Consider the following 16,933-nt stretch of genomic DNA (forward strand, 5'->3'; position numbering starts at 1 on the left):
GTCTTTACTCCGAGCGACGCCACCTCTTGGGCCGACCAGGCCGCTCGATGACAATTTCATGACGGAACGGACCTATGGCAGATCAGAATGTCACATACTACCGAGCGCCGGGGCTAAATTTTACCTTCAACACAGAGCTATGGCTGCGGAAAATCTCGATCGACCGCCTTCAGCCGGTCCAGCCGCCGTCGATGATATGGATCTGTCCCGTGGTATAGGTAGCGCCGGCGAGATAGACGACGAGGTCGGCAATTTCCTCGGGCTGGCCAATTCGCCCGATCGGCTGGCGCGCGACGAAAGCGGCGCGTGCCGCCTCATAATCGCCGGTCGCCTCCAGTCTTTCGCGCAGGGAGGGACTTTCGACAGTGCCGGGCGCGATGGCGTTGCAGCGTATGCCCTTGCTCACATAATCGGCCGCAACCGATTTGGTGATGCCGACCACGGCCGACTTCGATGCCTGATAGGCAAAACGGTTGGGGATTCCCTTCACCGACGACGCCACCGAAGACATATTGATGATGCTGCCGTCGCCGCGCTCCAGCATATGCGGCAGGAAAGCCCGGATCATGCGGAACATCGCGGTGACGTTGAGATCGAAGGCGAAATTCCAGTCCTTCTCCGTACAGTCGAGAATCGTGCCGGCATGGACGACGCCGGCGCAGTTGAAGAGAATGTCGGCCTGGGGACCATGACGTTCGGCGAAGGCGGCGATCGTCTCCGGCGACAGCACGTCCAGCCGTTCGACGACGATGCCTTCAACCCCGGCAAGATCTGCCAGCTTGTCCTCGGCAATGTCGGTAGCGACCACGCGCGCGCCGGCGCGGGCCAACGCGATCGCGGAAGCGCGGCCGATCCCTTGGGCTGCCGCGGTGACAAGGGCTGTCTTGCCCTGCAAGGATTGGGACATTTCACTCTCCGTCGTCGATCTCCGGCTCAGCCGGCTCTTTGCTCAAGGCTTGTCAAGCGGCTTCTTCTTGATCGTGCCCTTGGCTCGACCAGGAAGAAGCAGCAAGTTATCAAACATTTGCAGAGTTTCCTGGCGAAGCCCATCCACGAGCCTCACCAGGAAATTCTGCGTAGTGCGGCGGGCACGACAATTTCAGGCGTGCCCGCCCGCTCCCCCGATTGATAGCTGCATTTGTATGATATATTCAAATAGCAATCGTTGCAGAGTGCGAGCGGCAGCCCGCCAACCAGGTTCCCACCCCGGAAAGGCACGAACTTACCCCTGGCCCGGTTGCCCGGGCCATCCCTGTCCCATATGGTCGGCGCCGCATCGAGTTTCTGAGTCTGACAAGGCGGTATTATGTCCGGACAGCGCACCTATCTTTATGTCGGCGGCCCCACGCGGCCAACGCCGTATTATCCAACCAACAACGCCAAGGGCATTTCCACCTTCTCCTTCGACCAGGCAACCGGTGCCATCGCACCGGTCGGTTTGATCGAAGGTATCGACAATCCCACCTGGATCGGCGTCGACGCCAAACGCAAAGTCCTGCACGTCAACAGCGAAGTGTTCGGCTGGAACGAGGGTACGGTCTCGGCCTATGCGGTCGATCCTGCCGACGGCACGCTGAGCTACATCAACAAACAGCCGACCCTGGGCAGCATCGCGGCCTTCAACAGCCATGACCGCAACGCCAACTTCCTGCTCGTCGCCAATTACAGCCTGACCCCGGAAGGCGAGTTGCCCAACAAGGCGATCGCAGTATTGCCGATCCGCGAGGATGGCGGCCTGAAGGCCGCGGTCGGCGATGCCACCCATGCGGGCACGGGACCGGATCCGGAGCGTCAGGAACGCCCGCATCCCCACTGCGTACGCGTCACGCCGGATAACCGCCACATCGTGGTTGCCGACCTCGGGCTCGACCTTCTGGTCGTTTACCGCTTCGATGCCCAGACCGGGGCGATCGCCCGTGCCGGAGCCGCTTCTGTTCCTGCCGGCGCAGGCCCTCGCCATTTCGTCTTCCACCCACGCGGCAATCTGCTCTATGTCGCCAACGAACTCGATTCCACCGTGACCTCCTTCGTTTTCGAGGCGGACCAGGCCAAGCTCACATCGGTCAGCACGATTTCGGCACTGCCCGAATCGGCCGGGTCGGGCAGCTTCTGCTCGGAGATCGCGATTTCGGCCGACGGTGCCTATCTCTACGTCGCCAATCGCGGCCATGACAGCATTGGCGTCATCGCCCTCGACAGTGAAGGCGGCATGGTGCTGGAGCACAGCGTACCCTGCGGCGGGCAGTTTCCCCGCCATTTCGCCATCGATCCCTCGGGCAATTTCCTGGTCGCCGCCAGCCAGAACAGCGACAAGCTCGCCGTCTTTGCCATCAACAAGGAGAGCGGCGAGCTGACCCCGACCGGTACGGAAATCCAGATCGGTACGCCGACCTGCGTGGCCTTCCTTCAGATCGACGAAGCGTAAGGCTTCTTCCAAAAAGGCCGGCGGCCTTTTCGCTTAAGAAAATGCGTTGAAACAAGAGGTTGAAGCAAAGTGCGATTTGTCCAAATCGCACTTTGCTTCAAGAACTGGCATTGCGAAGGGCGCCGCTGCCGGCCGCCGCCTTCGGAGCTCCCTGGAAGCAAGATTTGGGTGACAAGCTTCTCATTCTCGATGTGGGCTCCACCGCACTCAAGGCGGTGTTGTATGATCGCGCCGGCGCGGCCGTGGCCTCGGCAACGCGCCCCCTGACCACGCAGACCCGCACCGATGGTTCCGTCGAGCAGGATGCACGGCAATGGTGGACGGCAACGCAGGCTGCGGTGAGCGAATTGCCGTTCCGCGCCGATGTCTGCGCGCTCGGCCTGGCGGGTTCGATGCAGAACCTCATCGCCCTCTCCGCCGAGGGCGAACCCGTCGGCCCGGCGATACTCTATTCCGACCGCCGCCTCGAGCAAGACGAAGTGGCGGAGCTGCGTGGTCGACTTCCCGGCGATTACGGCCAGCGCACCGGCAATCATCTCGATCCCGCCCATCCCATCCTCAAGCTGATGCGGCTCGATCGCTTCCTTCCCGGCTTGCCGCTCGACACCGTCGCCGGTTTTCTCTTCGGGGCCAAAGATGCCGTGATCAAGCGGCTCACCGGGCGCAGCGTGATCGATCCCACCACCGCGACCACGACCGGGCTCTACAACATCGTGAGTGGCGCCTGGGACGAAGCCTTGCTGGCGGTTGCCGGCGTCGGGCCTGGGCAAATGCCGCAAATCCTGGCCGCGGATGCCGTCGCCGGCCCGCTTGCCGATGAAGCCGCCGCCGCTCTCGGACTGCCACGCGGCATCCCCGTCCACAACGGAGCAGGCGATGGCGCGGCCGCAACCTGGGGCGCCTTCGCCGATGCGCCCAACACTGCCTATGCCTATGTCGGCACCACCGGCTGGGTCGCCGGCACCATGGACCTTGCCGATGCCCGCCCCCCTCGTGACAGCTATACCCTGGCCGATCCCGTCAAGGGCAGCCGCGCGATCGTCATTACGCCGTTCCTTTGCGCCGGAGCGGCGCTCGACTGGTTGAGCGAGATCACGTCCCTGCCGGTAGAAATGCTGCTGGATCACGCCACTGCTGATGGCGATGGCCCTCATCCCCTGTTCCTGCCCTATCTCTTCGGCGAACGTTCTCCCTTCGAGGATCGCGCGGTTCGCGGCGCTTTCCTCGGCCTCGATCGCGGTCACGGGCCGGGCGCGCTGTGCCGCGCCGTGCTCGAGGGTATCGCCTTTGCCATTCGCCACAATCTGGAAGCCGCCGGCCTGCCACGCCAGCCGCTGACTGTGATCGGCGGCGGCGCCCGTAGCCCGTTACAGCAACGCTTCCTGGCCGAAGCGCTGAACCAGCCCGTGATCGCTCCGGCCGCAAGCCAGGAGATGCCGGCGCTCGGCATTTATCGCATGCTTGCGCCCAGGCTCGGTTTCGAGCCAGTGCAGCAATTGGCGGGCAGCGTCACGGTCGAGCCGAATCCAGCCCGGGCGGAGGTGGCGGATCGGCGCTATCACAGCTATCGCGCTGCGTCGGATTTCGCGCGCGAACTGCCGCGGACTATGCCATAGCAACGCAAAGAACCCGCCCCGGTAGTTCGGATCCGGGTTGAGCGGTATCGGGGGGATCCACGTGAAGACCGGTGTTTCAATCTTGGCCATGGCTCTGGCTGGCCTCATCTCAAGTGCGGCCCAGGCCGAGGATATCGCCGTGCTGACGCCCTATATCAGTTCGGTCGCCACCAACGAGATCGTCGAGACCTTCAAGAAGGATGCTGCCGGCAAGGGCTGGAACGTCAATGTCGTCGATACGCGCGGCGACCTTCAGCAATTGGCGAGCCGCGTCGAAGACGTCACCAATGCCGGCGTCACGGCCATCGTCCTGGTCAGTGTCGATCCCAAGCAGATCGCCGACCAGGTCGCCGCCGCGGCCGCCAAGAAGATCCCTGTCTTTGCTCTCGATGGCGCCCTCGCGCCTGGCGTGACCGCCAGCATCGCCACCGACAATTTCGCCCTCGGCACCATCCTGTCGGACAAGCTGTTCAAGCAACTGGGCGGCAAGGGCAACATCGTCAAATTCTTTTATTCGGCCCATCCCGGCGTGCATCAGCGCGAACTCGCCCTCGACAAGGCGCTCGCCGCCAATCCCGGCATCAAGGTGATCGCCGAGCATTATGTGAAGGTCCCCGGCCCGATCGACGATTCCCGTCTCGCCATGGAGACCTTCATCCGCCAGCATGGCACCAAGATCGACGGCGTCTGGGCCGCCTGGGACGAGCCGGCGATCGGCGCCCTCCTCGCCCAGCAGAGCGACGCGCCCGATTCCAAGATGGTGATCGCTGGCATCGACGGCAATCCGCAAGCCGTCGACCTGATCAAGCAGTGCACCGACCTGATCGCCACCGTGCGCCAGGACTTTCCGGGGATCGCGCATAGCGCCGTGACGGAAATCGCTAATGTGCTGGAGGGCAAGCCCGTCAGCAAACAGGAGATCCAGGTCGAGGCCAAGGTGGTCGACCGCGCGAGCCTGGGCGTGACTTGTCCTCAATGAGCCAGCCTTCCGGTCGCCCCGTTCCGCGGCTTGAGATCACCGGCCTGAAGAAGCATTTCGGCGGCGTGCACGCCCTTGATGGCGTCAACCTCACGGTCGCGCCGGGCCGGGTCCACGCCTTGCTGGGCGAGAATGGCGCCGGCAAGTCGAGCCTGCTCAAATGCTTGTCGGGCGTGTATCAGCCCGATGGCGGCGCCATGCAGCTCGACGGTGCTCTCTACGCTCCCCGCGATCCGAGGGCAGCCGAGGCCGCGGGCCTGCGTTTCGTGCACCAGGAGCTCACCCTGGTCCCGGGTTTTACGGCGGCCGAGAACGCCTTCGTCGGTCGGCGCTATCCGCGCCGTTTCGGCCTGATCGATCGCCAAGCCATGCAACGACGCCTGACGGCTGTCAGCGACAGGCTCGGCATCGCCCTGCCGCTGGACGTGCCGGTTCGCCATCTCTCGGTGGGCCAATGCCAGTTGGTCGAGATCCTGCGGGCGCTGATGGACGAAGCGCGCATCCTGGTGCTGGACGAGCCGACGGCCTCCCTGAGCGAAAGCGAGGCCTGCATCCTGCGCAAGGTGGTCACCAATCTCGCACTGGCGGGATGTGCCGTGATTTTCGTCTCGCATCGCATGGAGGAAGTGTTCGAACTCGCGCAGGACTACACGGTGCTGCGCAATGGCGTCACGGTCGGCCAGGGCCTGATCGCCGAAACCACCCCTGATGCCGCCGTGACGATGATGGCGGGGGACGGCCAGCTGCGTGATGCTGTTCCGCTTCCGCCCAGGCGGAGCGAGCGGCTGCTCGAACTCAACGGTTTTTCGCCCTCGCCGCGCCATGGCTCCCTGCAACTGAGCGCTCATGGCGGCGAAATCATCGGCCTCTACGGCATCGTCGGCAGCGGCCGCTCAAGCCTTCTGAGAGCGCTCTGGGGGGCGATGCCGCAGGCACGCGGCGGGTTGTCATTGGCAGGACGGTCCCTGCCGGCCTCCGGCATCCCCTCCCGCATCCGGGCGGGGGTCGCGTTTGCACCGGAAGACCGCCGTGGCAGCGGCCTGGTGGTCGGCCATTCCATCCTCGATAACGCCACCCTACCCCGCCTTTCCGACGGGCGGCTCCTGGCGGGCCTGCCCTTCCTGTCCTGGCCCTCCCTGCGGCGCAATGCCGGCACGATGCTGCAACGGCTCGCCGTCCGCTATGGCCGCCTCGCCGACCGCATAGCCACCCTGTCCGGCGGCAATCAGCAAAAGGTGCTGATCGGACGCTGGTTCAGGCCTGGGTTGCGCCTCTTCTTGCTGGACGAGCCGACGCGGGGTGTCGACGTCCGCTCCAAGGCCGAAATCCACGCGCTTTGCCGCCAACTCGCGGGCGACGGCACGCTGATCCTCTTTGCCACCAGCGACATCGAGGAGCTCTTTGCCCTGGCCGGGCGCATTGTGGTGATGGCCAATGGCGAGATCGCGCTGGACGCTCCCACCGACGGCCTATCCCGCCTGCAGGTGCTCGCGGCAACCTTTCGCACGGCAAAACCGCATCGGGCCGATCACTCCCGGAGGACAGCTTGAACTTCACCGCCCGCTACGGCACGCTTCTGGGCCTTTTCGTCATAGTCGGGGTTTTCTCGGCTCTTTCACCGGGTTCCTTCGCCCAGCCTTCCAATCTGATCAACATCACCCAGCAATCCTCGCTGCTCGCCATCGTAGCCCTTGGCGCGACCTGCGTGATGGTGCTGTCGGAATTCGACCTCTCGGTCGGTGCAGTGGTGTCCTGGGCTGGAATCCTGGCCGTCAGCCTGTTCGCGCAAGGCTGGGGCATTCCGGCCACCATTCTCACCACGCTGGTGTCCTGCGCGATCGTCGGCTGCATCAGCGGCTATCTTGTATCGCGCCTGAGTGTGCCGAGCTTCATCGCCACCCTGGCTATCGGCACGGTGGTCGGTGGCTTCACCTTCTGGATCAGCGACGGCGCGACGCTGTTCGGCAATATTCCGCCCGCATTCCGCGATCTCGGGCGCGGCACGCTGGCCGGCGTGCCGGTGCTGACGCTGTGGGCCGTCGCGATGACGGCGATCTGCGTCGTCCTGCTGGATTACACCGAGCCCGGCCGGCGCATGGCGGCCATTGGCGGCAATCGCGAGGCAGCCCGCCTCACCGGTGTTCCGATCGTGCGCAGCACGGTGCTCGGCTTTGCGATCTGCACCCTGTTCGCTGGACTTGTCGGCCTCCTGCTGGTGGCGAGGCTGGGCAGCGCTCATCCGACCGGCGGCAACGGCTTCCTGTTGCAGGCCTATGCCGCCGTCTTTCTCGGCATGACGGCTTTTCGCGGCGGCGACGCCAACGCCCTCGGCACCTTACTGGGCGCGGTGATCATCGCCGTGGTGGCAAACGGCCTCACTATCGTCGGCGTGCCCAACTACATGCAGGACATCCTCACCGGTCTGATCATCCTGGCGGCAGTGCTGGTGCGCAATGTCGGGCGGCTGCGAGATTAATGCGACGTCCAGCCTGTCATCTCGCCCCACGGTTGAGCGAGATGAGGTCGCTCCCTCATAAGTCGCGCCATAGAGATCCCCTTCTCCCCGTTCTTACGGGGAGAAGGTAAGGGGAAGGGGCCGCACAGAGCCTCGCGAATCCCCTCTCAGGCCGCAGCTTCTGCCGTGAGATGGGGGCTCTCGAAGCCAAGCTTGCGCAAACCTGCCTGGATCTCGGGAATGCGCATGAACAGGTTCCAGATCAGGCCGGTGCGATAATTCTCGATCATCACGATGATGGGGCCCTGGTCGATCGACAGAAAGGTCTCGGCGAACCAGTCCTGCTCTTCGCTGAAGGCATCAACGAAGCCGAAGCGCCCCCAGAGCTTGTCGCCATGCTTGGTGAGGAAATGGCGCAGCGCCGCCATGGCTTCCTTGGGCGCATAGGGAAAGCTCGACAAGGCTGCCGTCGGGCTGATTACGCCGTTGTCCTCGCTCGGTTGATGCGCAGCGTACCCATCCGGATCATCGCTCGCCGTCAGCCCCCAGCAATCGGGGCCATAGCCCTTGTGGCCATGCGGATTGAGCACGCAATGGCGATGATTGATCATCGTATGGGCTACGTTCTGCTGCCAATAATCGGCGTAGCGGTCCTTCAATCCCCGGGGGTCGAGGCCCAGGAAGGAGTAGTGCGCCCAGAACAGCGGCCCCCCCCGATCGGGGCCGAGCGGCAATTCGATGTCGTAATAGCTGCGCGGCGCCCCAAAATCCTTGCTGGCGGCGAAGCCACGATGATAGGCGGCGGGATCGATGGGATAGCGCGGCGCCGACACCGCCATCACATAGGCGATCAGGCACTCATTCCAGCCATGGATGTCATGGTCGAGCACGAAGCCGTTATTCGGGCTCCAATGCCAATAGAGCGCATGGCGTCCCTGTGTATACCAGTTCCACTCGATCTCACCCCACAAACCGGTGATGCGCTTTCGCAGCTTTGTCTCGGCGAGGGAATCTGCATCGAAATATTCGCGGGCGCAAAGCAGGCCCTGGAACAGGAACGCGGTTTCGATGAGATCGCCACCGTCGTCCTTGCGGCTGAAGGGCCAGACCTTGCCGGTCTCGCCATGCATGAAATGCGAATAGGCGCCATGGAAACACGTCGTCGGCTCGATGACGTCGATGATCCTCGTCAACCGCTCCAAGCCTTCGGCATGGGTGATCCAACCCCGCTCCATCGCCACGATCATGGCCATGATGCCAAAGCCCGTCCCGCCTATGGCCACCAGGTCGTTGGGTGTATCCACCGTGCGGGTGCTACGGTCGCGGGCCATGCCGCTGGCCGGCTCCGCCCCCTCCCAGAAGAAGCGGAAGGTCTGGCGCTGCACGGCTTCCAGCAATTCCTCGTCGGGCAGATCAATTAGATCGGCGGCCTTGTAGAGTTGCCCAGCCAAGCCGGCTTTCGTCATGCCCTCGCCGACCTTCTCCACTGCGATTTTCTTGTCACCCTTGGAGGGCTTCTTCTTGCCGGCCTTGTCCTTTGCCATCGTCCCGTCTTTCACCCGTTGCAAGCTTTGCTGACTTGCGTGACCGATCTTTAGATAAACGCTTTAACAGAATTACGTATTTATCTGAAAAATAAATTCTTTTTATACATCATCCTTGGTTTCACTCCCCTCGCCTTGCTCCGTCTTGTCCGCCGTATGATCGGCTTGCGTCCGTTCATTGAGAAGCCGAAGGGTGCGCGGAAAGAAGCTGGCCTTGGAACCGGGCCGGCCGATATGGACGATGGCGGACTGGCCAAGATCCTTTTCGAAGATGGCGAAAACCTTATCCCGGGTGCCCTCGTCCAGCCCTTCGAGGGCTTCGTCGATGACGATCCAGGCCGGCTTCTGCAAGGCGACGCGGGCGAAAGCCACGGTCTGTTGCTCTTCGTCGGCCAGATCCTTGTCCCAACGCACATTGCGGTCGAGGTCGTCGGCCAGATGACCGAGCCCCACCGCAGATAAGGCATGCTCGAAATCGGCCTGCTCGAATTGCGCCACGGGCTGGGGATAGGACAGAACCTGCCTGAGCGTTCCCTGAGGCAGATAAGGGCGGCGCGGCATGAAGGTGACGTGCCCATCCTTGGGAAGGCCGACCTGGCCGAAACCGAAAGGCCACAGGCCGGCAATGGTCCGAAACAGCAGTGTCTTGTTGGCACCAGCGTCGCTGACGACCAAAACCCGCTCTCCGGATTTGATCTCTACCTTGCTTTCATTGAGCCGGCTGCGCCCGCTTGGGGCTTCGACCACCAGATCATCGAGACGGATCACCTCATCTTCGGTCTCAGTGAACTCGATATGGCTCGCCTCGGCCTGCTGGCTGTCAATCTGGGTGACAGCATAGCGAAAGTTCGCGACACGCAACAAAGTCGCGCGCCAGTCTGCGATGGTGCCGAAATTGTCGACAAACCAGCGCAATTGCGCCTGCACCAGATTGAAGGCGCCCACCGCCACCATCAGCCCGCCAAAGGTCAGATTGCCCGCAAAATAGATTGGCGCCGCCACCAGGAAGGGCGCCACCTGAGTGAACCAGCCATAGCCCGAACTCACCCAGGCGAGCCTGGCCGTCGCCGTCACCAGCCGTCGCATGGCCTGCAGCACGGCCTTGAGGTCGAGATTGAGCTGACGCTCCTCGTCCTTCTCGCCATTGTTCAATGCGATGGCGTCGACATGCTCGCTGACCCGGACGAGTGAAAACCGAAACTCGGCCTCCCGGGCATAACGATCGGCATTCAAGCCGATCAGCGGACCACCGACATGCCAGGAAAGCAGGGAGGCGGTGACGGCATAAAAAAGCGCCGCCCAGACCATATAACCGGGAATAGCGAAGCTGTAGCCACCGACATTGAAGACGAATCCGCTTGAGAGATTCCACAGCACCGTGATGAAACTGGCCAGATAGATCGACGCCGACAAGAGCCCGATACCGAGATCAGTCGACAGTTCGGTCAGATGGCGGGCGTCCTCATGCAATCTTTGGTCCGGATTGACACCGAACTTGCTGGAATTGGCGAGGCGGAACGCGCGGCGAGGTTTCATCCATTGGCTGATGAGATCCTCAACCAACCCCTGCCGCAACTTCAGCTTCACCATCCAGCTCAGCCAGGTCTGAGTGACGTTAAGGGTCAACAGGCCGCCGGCAATGGCGACGAACACCAGGAGCTGTTGCAGAAATTCAGCGAGGTCCTTACGGGCCAAAGCATCGTAGAAAGGCTGGTTCCAGGCGTTCAGCAGAACCTGGAAATAGCTGGTGACCAGGATTACCAGGACGACGCCGACGAGCAGCAGCAGCAATTGGTTGCGATGGGGCGAAGTGACGAAGGCGCGGGCCATCATGTTGAGCTGCAGCAGCAGCCCACCCATCGACTGCTCAGACTGCCCGGACTTGTCCGGCTCGTTGCTCGGCGCGTCGGCAGGCTTCCCGCCGGATTGTGCAACCATGAATCACTCTCCGCCTCGACTATAGCCGGTCATCTGGCAGAGTCATCCTCAAGGGTAAGCCGGTCATGAGCATGGCGGCCGAAGCAATGCACGAATGCGCGCGTTTATGCGTCTTTCTGCATTTTCATACTTGCATTGCTCCCGCTTAAGCGACATAAGCAGCCTGCTCATCGGATCTCGCGCCCGCCATGGAAATCTCCAACCTTCTCGACACCAGCCTCATACCTGCCGAGCGGCAGCGCCTGCTCCTGCAGCGTATCGAACAGGATGGTCGCATCGCTTCCGTCCAGGCGGCGCTGGATTTCGCGGTGTCGGAGGACACCATCCGCCGCGACCTCAAGGAACTCGCCGACGCCGGCCTGATCGAGCGCGTGCATGGCGGTGCCTTGCGCAAGTCCCGCACTTCACATCGATTTGATCGGCGCCTGATCAGCAGCGAGGCGCAGAAGAAACAGCTGGCGGGCTACGCCTTGCGTTTCGTCGAACGGGGCATGGTCGTCCTGCTCGACCAGAGCACCAGCAATTTGATGCTGGCGCACCAGCTTCCGGTCGAGGCCGGCCTCACCGTGATTACCCCCTCGCCCGATATCGCAGTCGCCGTACTCGACCGCGGCGTCGGCAAATTGGTGCTGATCGGCGGGCAGGTCGATACCCAGTCCCGCAGCGCCAGCGGTGCCGGGGCGCTCGAACAGGTTGCCTTCCTCAAGCCCGATCTATGCTTCCTTGGCGCCTGCGCCGTCGATCGGGTCGAGGGCGTAACCGTGGTCGACCACGACGATGCCTGTCTCAAGCGCGCCATGGTCGCCGCCTCCCGCTCGACGGTGGCCTTGATCACCGCCGAGAAGCTCGACACACGCTCGGCCTATCAGGTGATGCCATTCGATCGCCTCGATCACATGGTCACCGAGAATGCGACCTCGAACACAATCCTGCAGCGCTACAGCGAAAGCGGCGTGGAGATCCACCTTGTCTGAAACGTCCCTTTATCGGCCTGGCTGGCAGGTCTGGCACCCGACCGCCGCAAGCTTCTACGTCAATGGCGCGCTCTATGGCGTCTGGGCCACGCAGATCCCTCTCGCCAAGGAACGGCTGGGGCTCGACCCCATCGTGCTGAGCATCGTCCTGCTGATGCTCGGCGCCGGAGCCGTGCTCGCCATGGCCGGCAGCGGCTGGATCATCCAGCGTATCGGCACGGCGGCACTCATCCGGCTGAGTGGCGTGATTTTCGCGGCCCTGCTGCCGATCATTCCCCTCATGCCAGACGTCTGGCTTCTCTCCGCCGTCGTCTTCCTGTTCGGTGCCAGTGGCGGCTGCATGGATGTGGCGATGAATGCCGATGCAGCCAGGATCGAGAAGCAGGTCGGGCGCCCCTATATGTCTTCGTTCCACGGCATGTGGAGCCTCGGAGGGTTGACCGGAGCCGGTATCGCCACCCTGTTGCTGCGCTGGACCGATGGCGCTTCCCAGGCGTTGATCATCACGGTGGGGTTGGTCGCGATCTTCGCCTGGGGGCAGAGAGGCCTTGCCCCCGGCAAGGTCGAGGCTGCTGTCGGCGGCGGTAAATCACCCTCCTTGCGCCCGGTCCTCCTTGCCGTCGTGGTCGGCCTGATGGCCGCCCTCGCCTTCAGCGGAGAAGGTGTCGTGCTGGATTGGGCGGCCGTCTTCCTGCGCGAGCAACTGGGAGCGGGCCAGGAACTTGCCAATGTCGGCTATGCCGCTTTCGCCGGAGCGATGGCAAGCGTGCGCTTTCTGGGTGATCCCATCCGCCGCCATGTCGACGGCGTCTATCTGGTCCGGGGCGGCTGCCTGCTCGCCGTGATCGGGCTTTTGATGGGGCCTCTCTCCGGCAATGTCTATGTCGCCATCGTCGGCTATGGCTTGACCGGCATCGGCTTTGCCAATGTGGTGCCTGTCCTGTTCAGCACGGCCGGCGCCATGCCCCGCCCTGAGGTGCAGATCGCAACGGTATCGACCATGGGCTACGCCGGCCTGCTGGTGGCTCCGCCGCTGCTTGGAACCGTCGCCCATGTGACCTCGTTCGCCGGTATCTTCTACGTGGCCGCCATCTTCACCGTGATCATAGCGCTGCTGGCCCAGGTCTGTGCGCCGCGGTCCGCGCGCTCCCTGGCCGTTGGCGACGCTCCGCTATAGAAGCGGGCTGACGAGCCGCGCGAGATTCTCGGCGACCTTACGGATCCAGGGACGCCGGCGCCATTCTCCAAGGTCGAGCCTGTCGCTGCCCGCGAAATAGTCGTCCTGCATGCGCCGCAATCGCAGCGTGACCTCGCGATCGTAGATCACGACCGTAACCTCCGAGTTCAGGACGAAGGAGCGCATGTCCATGTTGCTCGAGCCGATCAGGGCAATTTCGGTATCGATCGACACGTTCTTGGCATGCAGGAACTTGTCCCGGAACAGGTGGATGTTCACGCCTGCCGCAAGCAGTCCCCCATAATAGGACTGCTGGGCGAAACGCACGATGCGATGGTCCGAAACCTTGGGCACGACCAGATGCACGGCCACGCCGCGCAGCACCGCAATCTGCATCGCCTTGTGGACGGCCTCGCTCGGAATGAAATAAGGCGTGACGATCACCACCCGCTGCAGGGCCGAATGAATGGCGGTGACCATCAGGCTCTCGATGCCCCCGATCCGATAATCCGGCCCGCTCGGCAACACCTGCATGGCCAGCGTGCCGCAGGCCGATGTCGGCGACATCACGCTGTCGAGTGGCAGCGCCTCCTCCGTCTCCAGAAACCAGTCGGCGATGAAGACGGCTTGCAGTTCCAACACCACTGGCCCTTCCAGGCGCAGCATCAACTCCTGGTTGGAGATGTCGAGGACTGTTCGGGCCGCGATGATGTTTTGCGAACCGACATAGCCCACGCGCCCGTCCATCACCGCAATCTTGCGATGATTGCGCAGGTCTGCCCGCGCCGACTTGCGCCGGAAGAAGGTGACCGGAAGTATGGGATGGCCTTCGACGCCATATTCGGCAAGCGTCGTCAGTACGCTGCGTGCCCATTGCCTGGAACCGACGGCATCGATGAGGACACGGCACTTCACGCCACGGGCCTGGGCGCGGCCGAGAGCCTGCATCACCGTCTGTCCGACCTCGTCGTCGGAAAAGATGTAGAATAGTAGATGGACATGATGCTGGGCGGCGTCGATGTCGGACACCAGCCGATCGACCATCCGCGAATAGTCGGCCAGGAAATCCACCCTCGCCCCATCGACGACCGGTAGCTTGCCCACTCTTTCGATCAGCACCGCGGCACGCGTGAAGCGCCGGGGCAGCCGCTCGCGCGCGACTTCGGTGAGTTCGCGAACCTTGTCCGCGGACAGGCTCAGGATATCCGGCAGGCGCTCGAAACGCTTACGCCGCCAGCGCGGATAGGTAGCGCGCCCGATCAGGAGATAAAGCACCAGCGCCGGCCAGGGCAGGAACATCACCAGCAGCAGCCAGCTTCGCGCCGCGTCCGAATTGCGACGGAACGGCACCACCACGATCATGACGAGGCGCACGGCCCATTCGGAATAGAAATAGGCCCACGCCAACACGCCCAAACCCGGCAAGGTCAGATCGGAGAACGACAAGGCTGGCCTTTCCATAGAAAAACCCACGCAGTGGACTGCGTGGGTGCGACTTGCGTCAGATGAAAAATCCTCAAAGCGTTTTGCAATCTGACGAAATCGTCAAGTATCGCAAAGACGCGTCCAAACAAGGAGTTAGAGCAAAAGTACGTTTTCGCAAAAACGCGCTTTGCTCTAAGGGATCTCACCCCTTACGGGCACTGCACGCGGCGATACCGCACGTTGCCGTAGTAGTCATAGTAACGACGGGTGCAAGCACGCGGCGTGGTTTCGGCACCGACAATGGCACCGGCAGCACCGCCGAGCACACCACCGACGATGGCGCCGCCGGCCGAACGCGTGGCCAGGCCACCGATCAGCGCGCCGCCACCAGCACCGATGGCAGCGCCACCGAGCGCGCGGTCACCTCGCGAATATTCCGAGCAGCCCGCGAGCAAAAGCCCTGCAGCTGCTACGATCAAAAGCTTCTTCATGGGAGATCCTCCGTGGATGCCGATCCGTATCGATCATATACAGATACAACCGAGTGCAAAGCCCGATTCTTACATCATGCACACCATGAACCGGAGATGAATGACTAGGTAAGGATAGCTCGTGCTTCAGATGCCATCGCTTTCAGCCTGGGCCGGAGCATTTCACTGCCGACTCAACCGAAATGACGCATCTCACCGACATACTAACTTCTACGGCGAAGACAAGTTCCCCTTCGTGTACCAGTGCCTTTCGAGGGTCGGAAAGTAGCCTTGAACAGCGCTTCTCTCGCAACTGCGAAAAGGCCGCTTGCACCAGCGCGCCATGACGATTAAGCGGGAATGTACGGATATCTAGATAGTTTGGAGCGACAAGCGATGGAAGCGCTCTTCATCGGCCATGCCTATATCGACGTGACCTTCGTGGCGGATGACATGCCGCGCGGCGATGAAAAGTCGGTAGCCAAGGACTATGCCGTAGCATTCGGCGGCAACGCCACGACGGCCGCTTTCTGCTGCGCCAAGCTTGGTGTGATACCCGATCTGATCACCACCAACTCGAACGACTGGCTCGGCCGCATGTTCATGGACATGGCGGCGAAGTACGGCATCTCCGTCCATCCTCGCAAGGTCAAGCGCTCCTCGCTCTCCTTCATCATGCCCAAGGACGGCAAGCGCGCCATCGTTCGCGCCCGCGACGATGACTATCTGCATCCCTATCCGCATCTCAATCTCGGCAATTGCCGCGCCTTGCATCTCGACGGCCATCTGGCGGATGCCGCGCTCTACTATGCCAAGGAATTCCGCAAGCTCGGCCGGTTGGTTTCGCTCGATGGCGGTGGCATGCGCTCCAACACCGACGAATTGCTCAACTATGTCGATGTCGCCGTGGTGGCCGAGCGCCTGTGCGAGCAAATGAACCTGTCCGAGACCGAGATGCTCGATTATCTTAAGGGCAAGGGCTGCAAGATCGCCGGCGTGACTGCCGGCGAGCGTGGCATGCTGTGGTATGACGAGAGCGGCAAGGTGCAGCGCCTGCCCGCTCTCAACGTGCCCAAGGCCGCGGTGGTCGATACCAACGGTGCCGGCGACATCTTCCATGGCGCCTATATGTATTCCTATCTCAGCCGCCCCCTGTCGCGCTGGGAGGAGCATTTCCGTTTCGCGCGCGGTGCATCTACCCACGCGATCCAGTTTCTCGGCAACGAAGCCAAGCTGCCCACCCGGGGTGATGTGGAATCCATCGAAACGCGGTTCCAGCCGGTGGCCTCTTCCTGATTTTCTTGCCAGCCGGCGGGCCCTCAAGACCTGCCGGACAATTTCGACGAACCCTTTGCCGACGAACCCCTTGCCATGGCCGGCTATGTCGCCCTCCTCTACAGCATCGTGCTGACGCCGCAGCGGCGGGTGGTGATGGACGAATTGCGCGCGATCGCCACTGGCTGCGGGTTTGAGCATCCCCGTACCCTGGCCTCGACCGGCAATCTCGTCTTCGAAGCGCCCGAACAAGACATCACGACCCTCGAAACCCGGCTGGAGGCGGGCTTCCTGAGCCATTACGGCAAACATGTCGACATCATCATACGCTGCACGGAGGACTGGCTGCGGACGGTTGCCGGCAACCCGTTTCCGGTCGAGTCCGAGCGTGACGGCAGCCTCGTCATTGCCCGTTTGATGCGCGCACCGCTCGGCCAAGACGTTCTGGTCAACAAGCTGGAGCGCTATCTCGACAAGGGCGAACGCCTTGCCCTGGTCGAAGGCGATCTATGGATCGCCTTCGCGGGACGCCCGAGCGAAAGCCGCCTGGCCAGCGCCCTCTCCACCAAACGGCTCGGCATCGGCACCGCGCGCAATTGGAACACCATACGCGGCCTCGGCCAGATGCTGTCCTGAGGTGAAACGCCGGGAACGC

14 protein-coding genes are annotated in these 16,933 nt (G+C 62.7%); 9 read left to right on the forward strand and 5 right to left on the reverse strand.

Annotated elements, in window-relative coordinates; genetic code table 11:
- Positions 1-169: 169 nt before the first annotated feature.
- Positions 170-907 carry an SDR family oxidoreductase gene (locus tag ACR9ZN_RS11990; protein ID WP_434956677.1) on the reverse strand — a complete coding sequence of 246 codons (738 nt, stop codon included), beginning with the start codon at positions 905-907 and terminating at the stop codon, positions 170-172.
- Positions 908-1,306: 399 nt separating this feature from the next.
- Between ACR9ZN_RS11990 and ACR9ZN_RS11995 the strand changes: the two genes are divergently transcribed.
- From ACR9ZN_RS11995 to ACR9ZN_RS12015, 5 genes are all read left to right on the forward strand, one after another.
- Positions 1,307-2,425 carry a lactonase family protein gene (locus ACR9ZN_RS11995; RefSeq protein WP_481272321.1) on the forward strand — a complete coding sequence of 373 codons (1,119 nt, stop codon included), beginning with the start codon at positions 1,307-1,309 and terminating at the stop codon, positions 2,423-2,425.
- Positions 2,426-2,589: 164 nt separating this feature from the next.
- On the forward strand, positions 2,590-4,041 hold the full coding sequence (locus ACR9ZN_RS12000) for a xylulokinase (protein WP_454814121.1): 1,452 nt from the start codon (positions 2,590-2,592) through the stop codon (positions 4,039-4,041).
- A gap of 61 nt (positions 4,042-4,102) precedes the next feature.
- The gene (locus ACR9ZN_RS12005) at positions 4,103-5,020 is read left to right on the forward strand and encodes a sugar ABC transporter substrate-binding protein (protein ID WP_481272322.1); all 918 of its coding nucleotides are present in this window, start codon (positions 4,103-4,105) and stop codon (positions 5,018-5,020) included.
- Positions 5,017-6,570: a sugar ABC transporter ATP-binding protein gene (locus tag ACR9ZN_RS12010; protein WP_454814123.1), complete on the forward strand. Its 1,554-nt coding sequence runs from the start codon at positions 5,017-5,019 to the stop codon at positions 6,568-6,570. The genes ACR9ZN_RS12005 and ACR9ZN_RS12010 overlap by 4 nt, the downstream gene beginning before the upstream one ends.
- Positions 6,567-7,496 (forward strand): ABC transporter permease, encoded by a 930-nt coding sequence (locus ACR9ZN_RS12015; protein ID WP_454814124.1) that lies wholly within the window; start codon positions 6,567-6,569, stop codon positions 7,494-7,496. Before ACR9ZN_RS12010 ends, ACR9ZN_RS12015 begins: the two co-directional genes overlap by 4 nt.
- Positions 7,497-7,642: 146 nt before the next feature.
- Here the strand turns inward: ACR9ZN_RS12015 and ACR9ZN_RS12020 are convergent, their stop codons facing one another.
- On the reverse strand, positions 7,643-9,019 hold the full coding sequence (locus ACR9ZN_RS12020; protein WP_454814125.1) for a glucoamylase family protein: 1,377 nt from the start codon (positions 9,017-9,019) through the stop codon (positions 7,643-7,645).
- A 102-nt stretch (positions 9,020-9,121) separates the two neighbouring features.
- Positions 9,122-10,957 (reverse strand): ABC transporter ATP-binding protein/permease, encoded by a 1,836-nt coding sequence (locus ACR9ZN_RS12025; protein ID WP_481272323.1) that lies wholly within the window; start codon positions 10,955-10,957, stop codon positions 9,122-9,124.
- A gap of 188 nt (positions 10,958-11,145) precedes the next feature.
- On the opposite strand from ACR9ZN_RS12025, the gene ACR9ZN_RS12030 reads away from it, so the two are divergent.
- Entirely contained in the window at positions 11,146-11,931 is a 786-nt protein-coding gene (locus tag ACR9ZN_RS12030; RefSeq protein WP_454814127.1) for a DeoR/GlpR family DNA-binding transcription regulator, read from the forward strand.
- Positions 11,924-13,108 (forward strand): MFS transporter, encoded by a 1,185-nt coding sequence (locus ACR9ZN_RS12035; protein ID WP_481272324.1) that lies wholly within the window; start codon positions 11,924-11,926, stop codon positions 13,106-13,108. Before ACR9ZN_RS12030 ends, ACR9ZN_RS12035 begins: the two co-directional genes overlap by 8 nt.
- Here the strand turns inward: ACR9ZN_RS12035 and cls are convergent.
- Positions 13,103-14,554 carry a cardiolipin synthase gene (gene cls / locus ACR9ZN_RS12040; protein WP_434956687.1) on the reverse strand — a complete coding sequence of 484 codons (1,452 nt, stop codon included), beginning with the start codon at positions 14,552-14,554 and terminating at the stop codon, positions 13,103-13,105. The genes ACR9ZN_RS12035 and cls overlap by 6 nt on opposite strands.
- Before the next feature lie 188 nt (positions 14,555-14,742).
- The gene (locus ACR9ZN_RS12045) at positions 14,743-15,024 is read right to left on the reverse strand and encodes a bacteriocin (protein WP_105862901.1); all 282 of its coding nucleotides are present in this window, start codon (positions 15,022-15,024) and stop codon (positions 14,743-14,745) included.
- A gap of 375 nt (positions 15,025-15,399) precedes the next feature.
- Here ACR9ZN_RS12045 and ACR9ZN_RS12050 point away from each other — a divergent pair, with 375 nt between their 5' ends.
- Together ACR9ZN_RS12050 and ACR9ZN_RS12055 are read left to right on the forward strand one after the other, a co-directional pair.
- Positions 15,400-16,299, forward strand: a complete 900-nt coding sequence (locus ACR9ZN_RS12050; RefSeq protein WP_434956688.1) for a sugar kinase — start codon at positions 15,400-15,402, stop codon at positions 16,297-16,299.
- A 75-nt stretch (positions 16,300-16,374) separates the two neighbouring features.
- Positions 16,375-16,914 (forward strand): DUF1697 domain-containing protein, encoded by a 540-nt coding sequence (locus ACR9ZN_RS12055; RefSeq protein ID WP_481272325.1) that lies wholly within the window; start codon positions 16,375-16,377, stop codon positions 16,912-16,914.
- The last annotated feature ends 19 nt before the right edge of the window (positions 16,915-16,933 follow it).

Source organism: Labrys sp. HAY1-8F (assembly GCF_056754975.1).